The organism is Lysinibacillus agricola (assembly GCF_016638705.1).
Classification (GTDB): domain Bacteria; phylum Bacillota; class Bacilli; order Bacillales_A; family Planococcaceae; genus Lysinibacillus; species Lysinibacillus agricola.
Genome location: NZ_CP067341.1, coordinates 1,839,153 through 1,854,407, shown reverse-complemented (window position 1 = coordinate 1,854,407; position 15,255 = coordinate 1,839,153). Strand labels below are relative to the sequence as shown.

The window sequence follows — 15,255 nt, the reverse complement described above, 5'->3', positions numbered from 1 at the left end:
CAACGTTGACATTTTCAAACTTTACTTAATTTTCTCTACTACCCCACAAACAATCAATCCATTTTCTTCTTCATTTGCACCTGCTCTGTCTTCACCTCTAGCCCATTTTCCATCAAATAGCTTGTGGCTGGATTACTTGCTAAAAAGTTAACTGTAGCCATTTCTACCTTATGATTTGTAATACTTGCGATAAAGTGTGGAATATCTTCTACATTGCCATTCTCCAATAGCTCTAATTGATAAAGCACTATGCGGTCGATTGCTCCATCCTGATCCCATACTGTTCTATATAGCATATAGCCAATCGCTTCATTATTTTCGTTATAAAAAACTTTGGCTTCTCCTTGTTTATTACTTTGCCAGCTACATTGCCAAGGAACATCTTCCTGATAAAAAGATAAATGTGGTAGCTGTTCGGGTCGAATGATTTCTCCATGAATTGCGGCTGATTTCTCTATTTTGGGGTCAAAATCACCGCTTAAAAATAGCAATTGATTTGTAATTGTATAGCCATACTTCTCATATAAAGCGATTGCTACTTTATTCTCTTTAATAGCTTCAAGCGTTGCAACTTCCACGTTCTCTCTATCATAGATGGCAATGGTTTCTTCCATTAAAGCGCGAGAAACACCTTTACCGCGATATTCTGGAGAAATACCTGTTCCACCATTCCAAGAGGTTTTCTTGCCATCAATTTGTCTAAAGCCATTTAAGACAATGCCAACAGGATCATTATGATCAAATGCGACTATTGAAAGCTCTGGGGATAGTCCCTCCCCAACAAGTCGATTTAAAAACACCTCTTCATTCATATCAATTTGTACAAAATACCCCTCAAAGCCTTTATTCCAAGTTTTTAACGTTTCCTTTAGTGTGCACTGTGAGACTGTTTTTATTTCCACGTTTTTCCCTCATTTCAATTTTACTTTGAGCTACTACCTAAATACGATCAAGTGAAACTTTAATCAGTAGGGGGCTTCATCTCCCACTGATTATTAGTCTTCACCAATCCATTTTTTGCAGCCTAATTCTTTGCATTCACCGAATTTTTGGGTGGGAGACTTGTACCTGACTTTTCGCTTTCGGTACAGATAAACTACTGCCCGTTAATGCGGGATAAATCTTCTATCGTTAATTTTTTTACTATTTCATAGCCGTTTCCAGGACCTTTTGGCTTAACAATAACCATTCCCATGTTTGAAATTTTTCCTAATCCAATACCTACAGGAAAGCTATGGGCAATAATTACTTGATTCATTCCCTGTGGCGGCTTTCTTTCTAACACTGATTGCAGATTTGATAATATATTCGTTTGTTCATTGATAGAGATTTTCCCACCTAACTTATAGATCTCATACCAAAATGGTTCAATTTGGACATACGTATTGGGGAAGGCCAGCTGTGCCGTTTCAATTGTACGGCAAAAAGGACTTGCGACAATCGGTGAACTAATTGGAATTTGGAAATAGCGTAGCATTTGTCCAAAATAAATTGCCTCCCTTCGCCCAACTTCAGACAAATTTTTTTGAGTAAAACAATCTTGTAAATTTAAATAAGGCTGATCTATGCCGGCCGTTGCTTCTCCATGCCTTGCATATATAATGAATCCACCCTTTTTCAATAAATTAAGGATCGAATTATCCAATTTTTTCATCCTCTCCTAATAATACCATTTTGGTTATTAGTAATATATGAAATGAATTACTCAAAAAATGTAACAGTGAAAGTTAAAATAGCTTTTCGCATAGTGAAGCAGTTACTTCAACGGCAGAGCAGATAATTAGTCGTTAATTCCTTTACTTCGCTGGTAGCGGACTCCAATCAATAAAGATAAAAAAACCTCCTACAATTTTTTGTAGGAAGCTTCGAAATTTACTTTATTGGAATGTTTACTATTGCTGTTGTCTCTAAATGTTTTGTGGAATCGATAGAAATTTGTCCGTTGTACTTATTGACAATTTCATTCACAATAAATAAGCCCTGCCCTCTTATTTTACCATTTCCTGGTTTCTTCGTGGAAAATCCTTGCTTAAATATATGCCCTGCTTCCACAATATTTGGTCCAGTATTTGTAACCTTAAATTCATACTGCGTGTCATCTGCTTTACAGCAAATTGTTATTTTACGTTGATCTTCTGGCAATTCATTTGCCGCATCAATCGCATTATCTATTAAATTCGACAAGATTTTGATTAAATCCGTTGTTTTAATTTTATCAAATGTATCCTGTGAGATTGTGAAATCCATATCAATATTATGATTTTGTGCCGTTAATTTTTTCGTTTGCAACAATATCGATAAGCCTGGATGGTCAATATTTAATTTAAGGGCCTTAATAGCCTGTACCTCTTTAGACAGTGAATATAAATATTGTTTGGCCTGTTCAGGTTTGTCTAATTGCAGAAGTCCATGCAATACTTGTATATGATTTGTGAAATCATGTCTTAAGGAAGACACGGAAGTGATTAAAGTTTTAATTTCTGCTTGATATGTATCTTCTGTCGCTCCAACTTCCTTCGCCACTTCTTTTTGATACCATCTCTGTAAAAAGTAAAAAGAGCCGATAACGATTAAAATAAGTACACCATTAAAAATAAAGATAAGAAGATTATCTTCGATCACTTTTCCCTTGATGCCATTTAGTGTGTCTGCACTAATATCGATACCTAAATATGCAATAATTTCCCCTGTTTCATCCTTTACCGGTGCACCCACAGATAGATAGGCACCGTGTGTAGAATCTTGTATTACACCTGTTACATATGTTTCTCCTTCATACGCTTTTTGCACTTGCTGTTCAGGTACTGTACAAACTTCTCCGATATCGAAGCCTTCCGTTAATTCACCTGGTAACCCGATAATCATTGCTGTAGATACCTTTGGATTATCAACCTCTAATGTATAAACAAATAAAGCACCTAGTTTTACTCTTGCATCATTTAAGTAGCTTCTTAATGCCCAATAATAATCATTTTTTTGAGGGTTTTCTAAAAATTGTTGGTACGCCTCTACATCAATGGAAGACGCAATAGTAATAGCCGCTTCCAGACTTTGATTCGCTATTGATTCTTCTACTGTCTTTTTCATTTTTATATAGGATGTAAAGATGTTTAAACTCGTAAACAATACTAATAGGATAGTTGATAGTATTAAAATTAGTTTTATTTTTCGTTTTTTCATACAAACTGGTACTTCCTCATCTATAGAAATAAATAATGCTTAATTTAGCTGGAGCTTTTCAAAATTGTTAGACAAAGTCGACATAATTGTCATACTTTTCAATATTCAAACAATTTTATATCCGATAATACTATTATACTATAACAAACTTCTTTTTTTATGGTTGTTTTATATTCGCCATTTAGAGAGCATTTGACTCTAGTAAGAATTCACTGGTCGTTCGCTATTTTAGGGTTTTGCACCTTATTCCATTAGCGTAGTGATTCATTCTGCCTGTTGAGAAATCAGTTGAAGGTGTCCTCAAGATGTTTCAGAAGAATCTAGACGGCAATGCTAGCCACTGTTTTTAATCAATCAAGCTCTTTCTTTAATCGTGGGCATTAGTACGTTAATCATAAAAGCAACGTTCAATTTGGATAAATTCAGATTTTGCACGTCTTTTTAACGATGAAGGAATCTTCGCCTCACTAAATAAGAATATTCGTTCTTATTTTATCATTACAAGAAAGTTTTGGCTATCGCCAACCGCTATTTAGCGCCTACTTACTCATTAGGATATATTCTCCCCATTTCTTGAAGTGTAAGTCTTCTGTCAGGAACTGATAAAATTCAAACATCATTTTTTATTTTTCGAGCGCAACATTTGTAATAGCCGTAACCATTAGTTTAATAATCCTTCCCTAGAAAGTAAACTAAAAAGGAGAATAGCATTTTATCATACCAACCTTTTATTATATTTTTTTACCATTCCATCTGCATTGTTTGGAAATTGTTATCGGTTCTGCGTCCTCTCCTATTCCAATGATAACCTCTAAAAGCTTTGCTGAAATAAGGCATAAAAAGAAGATCAGGCATATAAACCTGATCTCTTCATAATAAGTATTTATCCTGCATTAACTGCCCGTAAAACTTGGTGAAGACTAATAATAAGTGGGGGATAAAGAGACCCCACTTATTAAAAACTTTATTTTTTCTTACTCGATGTTTTTGACTTATCTTGTACATTTAAAAATTCAGGTCGGTTACGATAACCTGCTGGAGATAAACGAACTAAAGATCTTTTAATGTCCTGCCAATCTAAATCTGCTCCCATATTTAAGTACGGTACACCTAATACTCGTAAATTTGCAGTATAAAGAAGGATGAAAAACACCGAAATGAAGAATCCAAACAACCCAAAAAAAGCAGATGCTAAAATGATGATTAACCTTAAAATACTCATTGCTGTTACAAAAGATTGATTGACGAGTGTAAAAGCTGCAATACTTGAAGTAGCTATAACGACAATCATGGCAGGACTCGTAACACCCGCTTTAATCGCAGCATCTCCAATAACTAATCCCCCAACAACACTTATTGAACCACTGATAACATTGGGTAGATGTATATTTGCTTCTCGAAATAATTCAAACATAAAAAGCATCATTAAAATCTCAAGAATCGTTGGAAATGGGAGCCCCATTCTTGATTCAACAACTGTTGCTAAAAGGATGAATGGCAATTGCTCCTGATGATGGGTCGTTAGTGCTAGCCAAAAACCTGGTAAAAGCACACTTATAAGGACAGCTACTATTCGTAGTATACGCTCCATAGAGCTTACAATAATCGGATATTCATTATCCTCACCAGATTTAAATAGTAACATTGAATTAGCAGGAGTAATAATGACATATGATACACCATCAACTATGATGATAATGCGCCCGCGACTTAAAGCTTGTATGGCGAAATCAGGACGCCCAGTATAATCATGTCTAGGTAGAACCTTCGTACTCTGCTCAATTCTTTCCATCAATAGATCCCCACTAAATACAATATCCGTATCAATTCCCTGCAGCTGTAATTTTATTTGCTCAAGCATCTTTTGATTTACGACATCTTCTATATAAAGTACAGCTACGGTTGTTTTAGAACGTTTACCAAGTTCATATGTCTCAACGCTTAATGAATTAGTAGGTAATCGTTTTCGTAATAAAGCAATGTTAATAAAAACATCCTCTATAAAATCATCTCTAGGGCCTTTGACAACTAATTCAAGTGTTGTTTCTTTAGGCTCCCGATTTGGTTTTTTAGCAATATAACTTGAATACAGTAAATTTATATCTTCAAAATACAGTAATGCATGTCCTTTATAGACTCTTGTAATGGCCTCATCTTTATTTGATATTTTCTGAAGATGGGGAATGTGTAAATTCTCTTGTATATGTTCCTCTAACAGTTCTTCCGATGTTTCAAAAAATAATGATTGGACTCGTTGTACAATAACGGTCTGTAGTAACTGCTCATTAATCATCGCTTCACATGTTATCAAATGTACTTTATGTTGCTGAAAGATAAACTCTTGGAATATCACATCAGCAGAGCGTTGAAATAGTGCCTTCAAAGATTTCAAATTTAAATCATGTTCCATTGATGAAATATTCCTCATCTCCTACTGAGTCAGCTCCAGATTAGTACATTTATGAGAAATCAATTTCGCCTTAGCGTAATTGTAGCTGTCGCTTCTCTTTCGCTACGAAAACATTTGTAGCTGTCGCTTTGCTTTCGCTACGAAAACATTTGTAGCTGTCGCTTTGCTTTCGCTACGAAAACATTTGCTGAATGAAGTTAAACTTTCAATAAATACACTTACGGATATTTTCCCCATGGATTTAAAAAATATTCAAGGATACATGTTGCTTAAAGTGCCTGATTAGAATAATTCACTATTAAATACCGATACTATAGAAAATACTTTATCGAATCATCTTCTTTAAGTTTGCCATTTCAATAGCAGACATTGCCGCATCATAGCCTTTATTGCCTGATTTAGTACCTGCGCGCTCAATCGCTTGCTCGATATTTTCAGTGGTAACAATGCCAAAAATAACTGGTACATTTGTAGATAGTGACACACTTGCAATACCTTTTGCCGATTCATTACATACATAGTCATAGTGTGTTGTAGAGCCACGAATCACCGTACCTAATCCAATAATTGCGTCATACTTCTTTGTTTCAGCCAACTGTTTAGCGATGTAAGGAACTTCAAATGCACCAGGAACCCATGCTACATCGATAGAATCCTCAACTACACCATGACGCTTTAAACCATCTAACGCCCCGTCTAATAATTTACTTGTAATAAATTCATTGAAACGACCTACTACTACCGCTATTTTCAAATCCGTACCAATTAATTGTGCTTCAAATGTTTTACCCATTTTTAATCTCTCCTAATTTATATTATCTAATCACAATAACGTGGGGTTGATTTCCGTTCCGACTGGGCGCTTTCCTGGGGGTGTCGGGGCAACAAATAGTTTTCTGTGCGAAAGCGCGGCAGCGACAGGATGTTTTTTGCGCGAAAGCGAAGCGGCAGTGGCAGGATATTGGTCACGAAGGCGTTATCACAGGACGTGATGCATTTAGCCTTCGTTCCCTACTCGCTTGCGCTCCAGGGTCTCATCTGTGACGCTGAACCCCAAGGAGTTGCCCAGTCTCCACTCCAATCAACTTATATACATGGAGTACGTTTTAACAAATGTCATCCCAAATTTTTGGTGATAGCCTTCATATTGTTAGTTTGTTTTCTTCTATTATTTGTTGGCGTCGATATGTTGCCAATGCTTCAATTGAAATCATTTTTAAATGATGTTGCGCTGCATATTTAACAAGGTCATGAAAGCGTAGCATTTTGCCATTGTCCCCCATAATTTCACAAATAATGCCTGCGGGAATACTGTGACAAAGCTTGGCCAAATCAATTGTTGCTTCCGTATGTCCTCTACGCTCTAATACACCATCTTCCTTTGCTATTAATGGAAATACATGACCTGGTCTACGAAAATCCTCAGCCTTTGCTTGTGGTTCTATCATTTTTTTTATAGTCATCGCCCGTTCAAAGGCGCTAATTCCTGTCGTTGTGTTCACATGATCTAGGCTAACGGTAAATGCCGTTTGATGATTATCTGTATTGATACTAACCATAGGGTTTAATGCTAATTTTTGTGCGAGCTGCTGTGAAATCGGCGTACAAATAAGACCTCTTCCATAGGTCGCCATAAAGTTAATTGTTTCAGGTGTCATAAACTCCGCCAGTGCTAGTAAATCCCCTTCATTTTCTCGGTCCTCATCATCCACTACAACAATCATCTTACCTTGTTTTAAATCCTCTATTGCTTCTTCAATTGAATGTAGCAATATCGCCACCTCCTGTTCGTAATATGTTATTAGATCAATTATGCCTCGGCATAATTGCGTCCGAAATCGGCTTTGTGCTTAGGCCTGCGTGATGCAGGTCAGTTAGCCGTTATCGCATGGATGCGGTGATTTTAGGCTAACATCCTATGCGAACTCCTTTCCGATTCTGTGACATCCGCCGGAGGCTTTAACTTCTTTCAGCGGATGTTTTGACTTCTGCTGAAAGAAGTTAAAACCCATTTTGCGCTAAGAAGTCTCTTGTAATGGTCGGCGTTTCCTGCCCACGCTTAAGTTGATGCAAAATGTATTTTCCAACTAAATCTGTCTCTACATTGACGAGATCACCAATTTTCTTCATACCTAAAATTGTTTCCTTGTAAGTGTGGGGTATCAGTGATACTGTGACACTATTTTTCTCGACATGAAAAAGTGTTAAGCTCGCACCGTCAATCGTGATGGAGCCCTTTAGAATACAGTAGCTCGTTAACTCCTCTAATAGCTCAATATCAATATAGATTGCATTTGCTAATGGCCGCTTACGCAATATTTTCCCTACTCCGTCTACATGTCCAGATACAAAATGACCACCGAACCGTCCACTAGCAGGCATGGCGCGCTCTAAATTTACCGGATTTCCAACAGCAAGCTGCTGTAAATTTGTTGCTCTCACCGTTTCAGGCATTACATCCATTGTTAGCTCCTGTTCATTAAAATGTGTCACTGTTAAACAAATACCATTGACTGCTATACTATCCCCGAGCTTAACATCCTCCACCATTTTTGAAGAAATAACAGTAATTTTCATACTTTCCTTATCGTTTTGCAAGGTTTTTACGGTACCAACATCCTCAACAATCCCTGTAAACATTTTTTCACCTGCTTCCTACGCTTTGAAGTGTTCCATTCACTTGTTATAGGTTTCTAACCTTCGCTTTCGGATTTCTATCTGTCATTTTGACAGTTCTATCCTTCTGTACCTCCTCCCAGCAATCAAAAATTTTCGTTCAAACAAAAAACCCCTTTGATTAAAGGGGTTTGGGAGTTCATATAAATAAGACGTTAACAAATAAACCTCATGGATACAAAATTTTTCCATAGGCTGTCATCTCATCGTTCTTCTCCCATCCAGACTGTCACTGTCGGTTTTGGATTTGCACCAAATCAGCTTGCGCTCACGGACTTTGAATTACTTCATCACCGCCGATTGGGAATTTCACCCGACCCCGAAGAACTACTGCTATTCAATTCGTTAGCTAAATAAATCAATTTCGCCTTGGCGTAATTGCGTCCGGAGGCTTTATCTTTATTCAGTGGGTGTCCAAACACCTACTGAATAAAGATAAAAAAAACTTCCCAACTTAAACGATGGGAAGTAGTTTACATAAAAGCATACTCAAATAAACCTTATAAACTCAAGTGAATTTAAAAAGCTCATACTTTTACCCTTCTCCCATCCAGACTATAACTGTCGGTTTTGGATTTGCACCAAATCAGCTTGCGCTCACGGACTTTGAATTGCTTCATCACCGCCGATTGGGAATTTCACCCGACCCCGAAGGATATTTTTATTTAGCTATTTCTTACGATAACACTATTTTATTAGGTTATCCAGATAATTCTTAATAAAAATTTTTACCGGTATTTTTATTTTTACCGATAATTTAGCTCTCAAGGGGTATTTTAAATAAGGAACCTCTAATCCATTAGAGCGTTACATTATACATGGCTATTTTTGATCGGCTTGACAATGACAATTTGTAGTGTTAGTGTGAGGCGTTGTTTGTTGCAACTTCAACAATAGCACTTGCTACGAACATGATTAGATTCCCTTCTCTCATTGGAGGTTTTATTAATGCAAAACATCTTGAAAAAAAAGTCTTATAAAAAAGTTATATTTTATACCTTTATTGTAATTTGCTTCATCGCTTCGGTTTATTTCGTTTATCACAACGAAGCATTTTATGATCGTTCAATTGCAGAAGTTATAAAAACAGAATTAGAAGAATCAACCCCTGTAACGGATATGTATGAAAATGATGATCATTTATATACTCAGCTTATTACTGCTGTATTAAAAAATGGTGAAGAAAAAGGTCGGCTTATTCATTTTACAAATGAGTATTCAGCATCTGGGGCCTTCGATCAAGAGTACCATGTTGGGAATAAATTATTTGTTGACATTAAAGCAAACACAAACAAAAACGCAGATTTAACAGGGACTATTTTAGACGTAAAGCGCGATCAATTTGTCTTGTTGGTTGCGTGGGTTTTTGTTTTTGCTTTGCTGATTGTTGGTAAAAGGCAAGGATTGTTTTCGATCATCAGTTTGATTGTGAATGCTCTTGTATTATCCTTCGCTCTGGATTTATATGTGAAGCATTCAAATATAAGTTTGATATTCATAAGTGGGGTATGTATTCTTTTATTTACAGTCATTTCTTTGTTACTCATTAACGGTTTTAATGAAAAAACATATGCAGCGATTGTTGCAACACTTATAGGAATATTTATTTCGTTATTGATTACCTCTTTAGTCATGTGGATTACATCCGAAAATGGTCTTCGTTATGAAGAAATGCAATTTTTAACGCGGCCTTATCGAACGGTTTTTATGGCTGGGTTATTTATTGGATCACTAGGAGCTGTAATGGATGTTTCAATTACAATGGCTTCTTCGATTTTTGCTTTATTTGAACAAGATCATACTATTTCTGACAAAGCACTGAAAACCTCAGGGATTGATATTGGAAAAGATATCATGGGACCAATCACAAGTATTTTATTTTTTGTTTATATAAGTGGATCAATACCTATGTTAATTTTATATTTGAAAAATTCTTCTACATTAGGGCTAACACTATCCATGAACCTTTCGTTAGAGTTAGCTCGGGCCTTAGCAGGTGGTATTGGCGTTGTCTTAACGATTCCCATCAGTCTATACACTTCTATTTTTTTCATTAATCGAAAGAGGCAAAAATAATGAATGTATTAGTGTGGTTAACTGCCATTTTATTTATATTGATGATAGTTATTGGTGGAAAAAAAGGAGTACGATCTTTTCTATCTTTATTTTTAAACTTTGGAGTGCTCTTTATTACCATCTTTTTAATGACCAATCCAAAAAATAGTCCGATTATATTAACGCTCATTGCCTGTACAGTCATAAGTTGGATAAGCTTATTTTATATTAATGAAATGAGCAGTAAAACGGTGACTGCATTCATTTCTACGATGATTACCATAGTAATTTTATTACTGTTCATTGTTTTTGTGACGGAGAAATCAATGATTCGAGGCTTTGGCGAAGAATCAACAGAGGAAATTAGCATATTTTCACTTTACATTAGCGTCGACTTTGTTCAAATTGGCGCTTCCGTCATTATTATAAGTACAATTGGTGCCATTTTGGAAGTTGCCATTTCCATCGCAACTTCCATGCATGAGATTCTTCATCATAACCCATTCATTAGCAGAAAAAAATTATTTACATCTGGATTAAGCATTGGAAAGGACATTTTAGGTACAGATACAAATACATTATTTTTCGCTTTCTTTGGTGGATATTTAAGCTTGCTAATATGGTTTAAAGATTTATCTTATTCAATTGGCGACATTATAAATTCTAAAGTATTTGCCACTGAAATGATTATGATATTTTGTGCAGGCATTGGGATAGCACTCATCATTCCTATTACTTCCTCAGTAAATGCATATTATTTAATAAAAAAACGAGAAAAAACAGAAAATGCTTTATAATAGGCCGTACCTGTCAGCCGTCTCATTACTAACGGATGACAGGTACTTTTTATACTCCTCTACTTTATAAAACTGATCCTCTCATCTAAAATCCTCTAGCCATCACTATCTCTCTAAAAAATGAATGCTATATCAAAAAAAATTATCTAAATTGTGAAATCGTATGTTTGAGCGTAAAAAAGTACGTACTTCAGAGAATTTTTTTCTTGCTATAGTAAAAAACAGGCGGGTTGGTATCATGGAGGTGTACTAACTATAAGGAAAGAAAATCGCTGAAAATCAACATCACGATTACATAAAAAAAGTGGTTCAACTATCCATAATATAACTAGCATAAGTTATATCAAAAAAACTTATAGAATTTTACACAATATTATTATCCGAAAATTCTGCAGTTTTATCATATTAACTTCTCATAGCTTCTAGGATGCATGAAGTTCTTTAGGAACCACTATCACAAATATGTTTTTGAAGGAGTTATAGCAATTGAATAAAGAAATAAAAACAGGTCCCATAACGGCGAAGGCACTGAAAAAGTCCATAGCTTCTCACATTGCGAGGTATTCAATGATTAAATCGTTGAATGCCTCGCTTTTTTCATTTGGCACTGTGACTCTACTGTTGTTTTCCGAAGCATTCCGCTCGCTTTCCGCGGGCGAGCGCCGAGCCCATAGCTGTCAACTTAAGATTTTAAAAAATATCCAATTGATTATTTTTTTAATGAACAATGAGTTTTACGTTTATAGAAAGAGGGAAAGTATTTTTGGGAATACCAAATAAACTACCCTTATAGATATGGTAATTTTTGGTTATTCTATATAAGTTGAAGGCGTTTAAAGGCTGTCCCCTTGATGGATTTCGGTTTCCTAGCGGTTTTTAGAAGTAATTGAGTAGCTGCTTGGACTATGTCTTTAAACGACTGCCCTTTTTTTATACTCATTTCGTAAAGTTTAGGTAAAACGACTGTAGCGATACTGCTTGTAGCGACCACTTCACTAATTTCTACTTGTTTCTCTTCCCAAATGAAATTTCTCAATTGATACGCAATCAATTGGCTAATTAAATAGACGAGGATGGTGCCGTATAAATGGCAGAGCCACCTTTCCTTCTTCATCACTTTGAAATGGTCTATTTCCAAATTAGACTTCCATACTTTAAAAGTTAATTCGACTTGCCAACGCAAGCGATATAATTCAACGATTTGACGTGCAGAGATCCACTCGGGCAGATTGGATATATAAATGGTAATGCCTGCTAAATCACGCACCACTTGTTTTGGTACCTTTCCTGATTTGACAGCCCGGCGATTAATTTTTTGGATTTGTTGTTCCTCACGGTGCTCATTATGCGAAAAAATAATACAGCGGGCTGGAAAATGGGCATCTCGTCCAAAATAAACTTCTTCTAATTCTAAATATTCTCCTGGTACTAACTTTTCACAAAGCGCCACTAAATCAATCCGATGATACAGACTACTTTGAATCACTTTGCCATTTGGATGATACGATGGGAATGGATTTTTAAAAGCTACATACCCGTCTGTTCGCACTTTTGAGATAAAAAATGCTTCTTTGCTCTCTATCTTTTTAAAATTTTCAAAGCTAAAGTAACCTAAATCTTGCATACAGAGTTCATTCTCTGTAATAAATGGAATCCTACTGGCGCCCATCTTAGCATCATTGATATTTTGGAAAGCAACGTGAAGAAATGTCGATTGACCAGAAAGAATATCGTATTCAAACTGAATTTTCGCTGATGCTTGTTGAGTTTTTTGTGTGCGTTTTTTGAAACGTTCTGGCACGCTAACGACAGTGGAATCCAATACACGAATACTTGAAAACGGCCATGAATCCGTCAAAGAGAGCGATGGGAGCTGTAGTTGTTGTTGTTCGAGTAAAAACTCTTGAATGAGCCGCTGTAAAAAAGCTGTGGCTTCAGGTGTGAATTTTTTATCTACAGCTGCACGACTAATCAAAATATCTTGTTCTGTTAGTAATTTTGTACATAGTTCTTGAATCGTACAGTCTACTAAATTACCGTGAACATGAAAAAGTAAAGAAAGAAAATCGCTAGCTGTTACAAGGCGCTTTCTTTTGATGAAACCAGTTTCCCTTGCGATTTCATCTACTCTTTCAGGGCGAATGAATTCAAATAACTTTTGGAGTAACTGTACATGTTTTGGCATCATCATAAAAAAACTCCTTTCAAAAAGTTAGTAATTATCTATACCAACTTTTTAAAAGGAATACACATTTTTCTTAAGTTGACAGCTATGGAGCGCCGAGCCTCCTCCTACGCTTCGCTTCGTGCGGGGTCTCGTCTGTCTCGCTTTCCCGCAGGAGTCGAGCGATGCTTCTCCAAACAACGCAATGTATCACACTATTATTTTAGTCACGTTTTCCTTTATAATAAAAGAATTAATGTGCAGGTGGTGCCCCCGATGATTTCAAATCAAGAAACCCTTCATTTAAGTCCATATATGGCGATCTACGATATTGTTGTGCCAAAAGATAATATGCTTCGCCAAATCAATGAACTTGTTGATTTTTCATTCATTTTAGAAGAGTTAAAAACAAAATATTGTTTAGATAATGGACGTAATGCCATTTCTCCAATTCGCATGTTTAAGTACTTATTATTAAAAGCGATTTATGATGTATCAGACGTCGACCTTGTAGAGCGTTCAAAGTACGATATGTCATTCAAATATTTTTTGGACATGGCGCCAGAAGACCCAGTCATTGATTCAAGTTCGCTTACAAAATTTCGTCGGATTCGTCTCCAAGACGTAAGCTTATTAGACATGCTCATTGGGAAAACAGTTGAGATCGCATTGGAGAAAAAATCATCAACAGTCAAACGATTATTGTGGATGCCACACATACAAAAGCACGTTACAACCAAAAAACGCCTAAAGAATTTTTACAAGAGAAATCAAAAAACGCTCGAAAAGCTGTCTACAAAATTGACGAATCGATGAAAGACAAATTCCCCGTAAAGACCACTTCTAACGAAGTAAAGGATGAATTAGCTTACTGTAAGGAAGTTATTTCAGTCATTGAAAAGGAACCACAAATTGCACAAATGCCAGCTGTCAAAGAAAAGCTGAATGTTTTAAAAGAAGCCGCAGAAGATTTCCAAGAACATCTAAATTACTCTTCTGATGCGGATGCGCGAAAAGGGCATAAGACGTCGGATTCTTCTTTCTTCGGGTATAAGACACATATCGCGTTGAGTGATGAACGTATTATTACAGCGGCTGTCATTACAACAGGTGAAAAAAGCGATGGAAAATATCTTCAAGAGTTAATTGAAAAAAGCACACAAGCAGGTATGAAAATTAATACAGTTATTGGAGACGCAGCTTACTCTGAAAAGGCAAACATCGAATATACTAAAGAAGAGAAAATCGCACTTGTGGCAAAGTTGAACCCTATTCTTACACAAGGACCACGAAAAGAAGAAGACAAGTTTGAGTTTAATAAAGATGCTGGAATGTTTGTTTGTAAGGCCGGTCATCTCGTGACAAGAAAAGCACGTACGGGTAAAAAAGGAACGAGTATGAATCAAAGTCAGACATATTATTTTGATATTGAAAAATGCAAAGTATGTCCAATGAGAGAGGGCTGTTATAAAGAAGGCGCAAAAAGTAAAACGTATTCTGTCACAATTAAGTCGGATACACATGCCGAACAAGAGGCATTTCAAAATACGGAAGCTTTTAAGCAATTAGCCACAAATCGCTATAAAGTAGAAGCGAAGAATAGTGAATTAAAAAACGGACACGGGTACGATACGGCATCGACTGCGGGTCTATTTGGCATGGAAATTCAAGGTGCTACAACGATATTCGCTGTCAATTTGAAACGGATATTAAAGCTACTAAACGAAAATGAATAAGGAATAGAGACAGAAATAAGGCACTTCCTGTTCAAAATTGAACAAGAAGTGCCTTATTATTATCTGAAAAAGGTTCGCTAATTTGAAAGCGTAAGTTTTTCAGTGCGCTCCATAACGGCTGCCCTTTTGGTAACAGGCTTTGTCGGGTTATTTAGTGAAACAGCAATCAATTATGCCTCGGACTGCCGTTTCACTTACGTTATATAAAACATCTGTACCTGTCGCTACGCTTTCGGC

Annotated in this window: 11 protein-coding genes, 1 pseudogene and 2 riboswitches; of the genes and pseudogenes, 4 read left to right on the top strand and 8 right to left on the bottom strand. The window is 36.2% G+C overall.

From position 1 onward, the window contains the following. Window positions 1-53: 53 nt before the first annotated feature. The 7 genes from FJQ98_RS08840 to ribE all read right to left on the bottom strand — a co-directional run bounded on the left by FJQ98_RS08840 (window position 54) and on the right by ribE (window position 8,230). The gene (locus tag FJQ98_RS08840; protein ID WP_053595323.1) at window positions 54-902 is read right to left on the bottom strand and encodes a GNAT family N-acetyltransferase; all 849 of its coding nucleotides are present in this window, start codon (window positions 900-902) and stop codon (window positions 54-56) included. A gap of 194 nt (window positions 903-1,096) precedes the next feature. After that, a complete protein-coding gene (locus FJQ98_RS08835; RefSeq protein WP_343069264.1) occupies window positions 1,097-1,654 on the bottom strand; it encodes a histidine phosphatase family protein in 558 nt (185 codons plus the stop codon). A 218-nt stretch (window positions 1,655-1,872) separates the two neighbouring features. Then, window positions 1,873-3,180, bottom strand: a complete 1,308-nt coding sequence (locus FJQ98_RS08830; RefSeq protein WP_053595322.1) for a sensor histidine kinase — start codon at window positions 3,178-3,180, stop codon at window positions 1,873-1,875. A gap of 964 nt (window positions 3,181-4,144) precedes the next feature. Next, a complete protein-coding gene (locus FJQ98_RS08825; protein ID WP_053595321.1) occupies window positions 4,145-5,590 on the bottom strand; it encodes a spore germination protein in 1,446 nt (481 codons plus the stop codon). 325 nt (window positions 5,591-5,915) lie between these two features. Further along, the gene (ribH, locus tag FJQ98_RS08820) at window positions 5,916-6,383 is read right to left on the bottom strand and encodes a 6,7-dimethyl-8-ribityllumazine synthase (protein WP_053595320.1); all 468 of its coding nucleotides are present in this window, start codon (window positions 6,381-6,383) and stop codon (window positions 5,916-5,918) included. Between the two features lie 349 nt (window positions 6,384-6,732). Next, window positions 6,733-7,371 (bottom strand): 3,4-dihydroxy-2-butanone-4-phosphate synthase, encoded by a 639-nt coding sequence (ribB, locus tag FJQ98_RS08815; RefSeq protein WP_277815956.1) that lies wholly within the window; start codon window positions 7,369-7,371, stop codon window positions 6,733-6,735. 220 nt (window positions 7,372-7,591) lie between these two features. After that, window positions 7,592-8,230: a riboflavin synthase gene (ribE, locus tag FJQ98_RS08810; protein WP_053595319.1), complete on the bottom strand. Its 639-nt coding sequence runs from the start codon at window positions 8,228-8,230 to the stop codon at window positions 7,592-7,594. Between the two features lie 241 nt (window positions 8,231-8,471). Next, a riboswitch (FMN riboswitch) is annotated at window positions 8,472-8,597 on the bottom strand. A 203-nt stretch (window positions 8,598-8,800) separates the two neighbouring features. After that, window positions 8,801-8,926: riboswitch (FMN riboswitch) on the bottom strand. A gap of 288 nt (window positions 8,927-9,214) precedes the next feature. Between ribE and FJQ98_RS08805 the strand changes: the two genes are divergently transcribed. The 3 genes from FJQ98_RS08805 to FJQ98_RS08795 all read left to right on the top strand — a co-directional run bounded on the left by FJQ98_RS08805 (window position 9,215) and on the right by FJQ98_RS08795 (window position 11,898). Next, entirely contained in the window at window positions 9,215-10,342 is a 1,128-nt protein-coding gene (locus tag FJQ98_RS08805) for a YibE/F family protein (RefSeq protein WP_201406676.1), read from the top strand. Then, window positions 10,342-11,118, top strand: a complete 777-nt coding sequence (locus FJQ98_RS08800) for a YibE/F family protein (RefSeq protein WP_053595317.1) — start codon at window positions 10,342-10,344, stop codon at window positions 11,116-11,118. Before FJQ98_RS08805 ends, FJQ98_RS08800 begins: the two co-directional genes overlap by 1 nt. Before the next feature lie 486 nt (window positions 11,119-11,604). Continuing rightward, a complete protein-coding gene (locus FJQ98_RS08795) occupies window positions 11,605-11,898 on the top strand; it encodes a hypothetical protein (RefSeq protein ID WP_201406675.1) in 294 nt (97 codons plus the stop codon). 34 nt (window positions 11,899-11,932) lie between these two features. Here the strand turns inward: FJQ98_RS08795 and FJQ98_RS08790 are convergent, their stop codons facing one another. Continuing rightward, on the bottom strand, window positions 11,933-13,309 hold the full coding sequence (locus FJQ98_RS08790; RefSeq protein ID WP_053596084.1) for an IS4 family transposase: 1,377 nt from the start codon (window positions 13,307-13,309) through the stop codon (window positions 11,933-11,935). 249 nt (window positions 13,310-13,558) lie between these two features. On the opposite strand from FJQ98_RS08790, the pseudogene FJQ98_RS08785 reads away from it, so the two are divergent. Then, a pseudogene (locus tag FJQ98_RS08785) lies at window positions 13,559-15,018 on the top strand (IS1182 family transposase). The last annotated feature ends 237 nt before the right edge of the window (window positions 15,019-15,255 follow it).

What these genes read in the sequence shown, in the direction of transcription:
- FJQ98_RS08835 (WP_343069264.1), bottom strand. Translation starts at nt 1,654, where the DNA reads ATGAAAAAATTGGATAATTCGATCCTTAATTTATTGAAAAAGGGTGGA.
- FJQ98_RS08830 (WP_053595322.1), bottom strand. Translation starts at nt 3,180, where the DNA reads ATGAAAAAACGAAAAATAAAACTAATTTTAATACTATCAACTATCCTA.
- FJQ98_RS08825 (WP_053595321.1), bottom strand. Translation starts at nt 5,590, where the DNA reads ATGGAACATGATTTAAATTTGAAATCTTTGAAGGCACTATTTCAACGC.
- ribH (WP_053595320.1), bottom strand. Translation starts at nt 6,383, where the DNA reads ATGGGTAAAACATTTGAAGCACAATTAATTGGTACGGATTTGAAAATA.
- ribE (WP_053595319.1), bottom strand. Translation starts at nt 8,230, where the DNA reads ATGTTTACAGGGATTGTTGAGGATGTTGGTACCGTAAAAACCTTGCAA.
- FJQ98_RS08805 (WP_201406676.1), top strand. Translation starts at nt 9,215, where the DNA reads ATGCAAAACATCTTGAAAAAAAAGTCTTATAAAAAAGTTATATTTTAT.
- FJQ98_RS08800 (WP_053595317.1), top strand. Translation starts at nt 10,342, where the DNA reads ATGAATGTATTAGTGTGGTTAACTGCCATTTTATTTATATTGATGATA.
- FJQ98_RS08790 (WP_053596084.1), bottom strand. Translation starts at nt 13,309, where the DNA reads ATGATGATGCCAAAACATGTACAGTTACTCCAAAAGTTATTTGAATTC.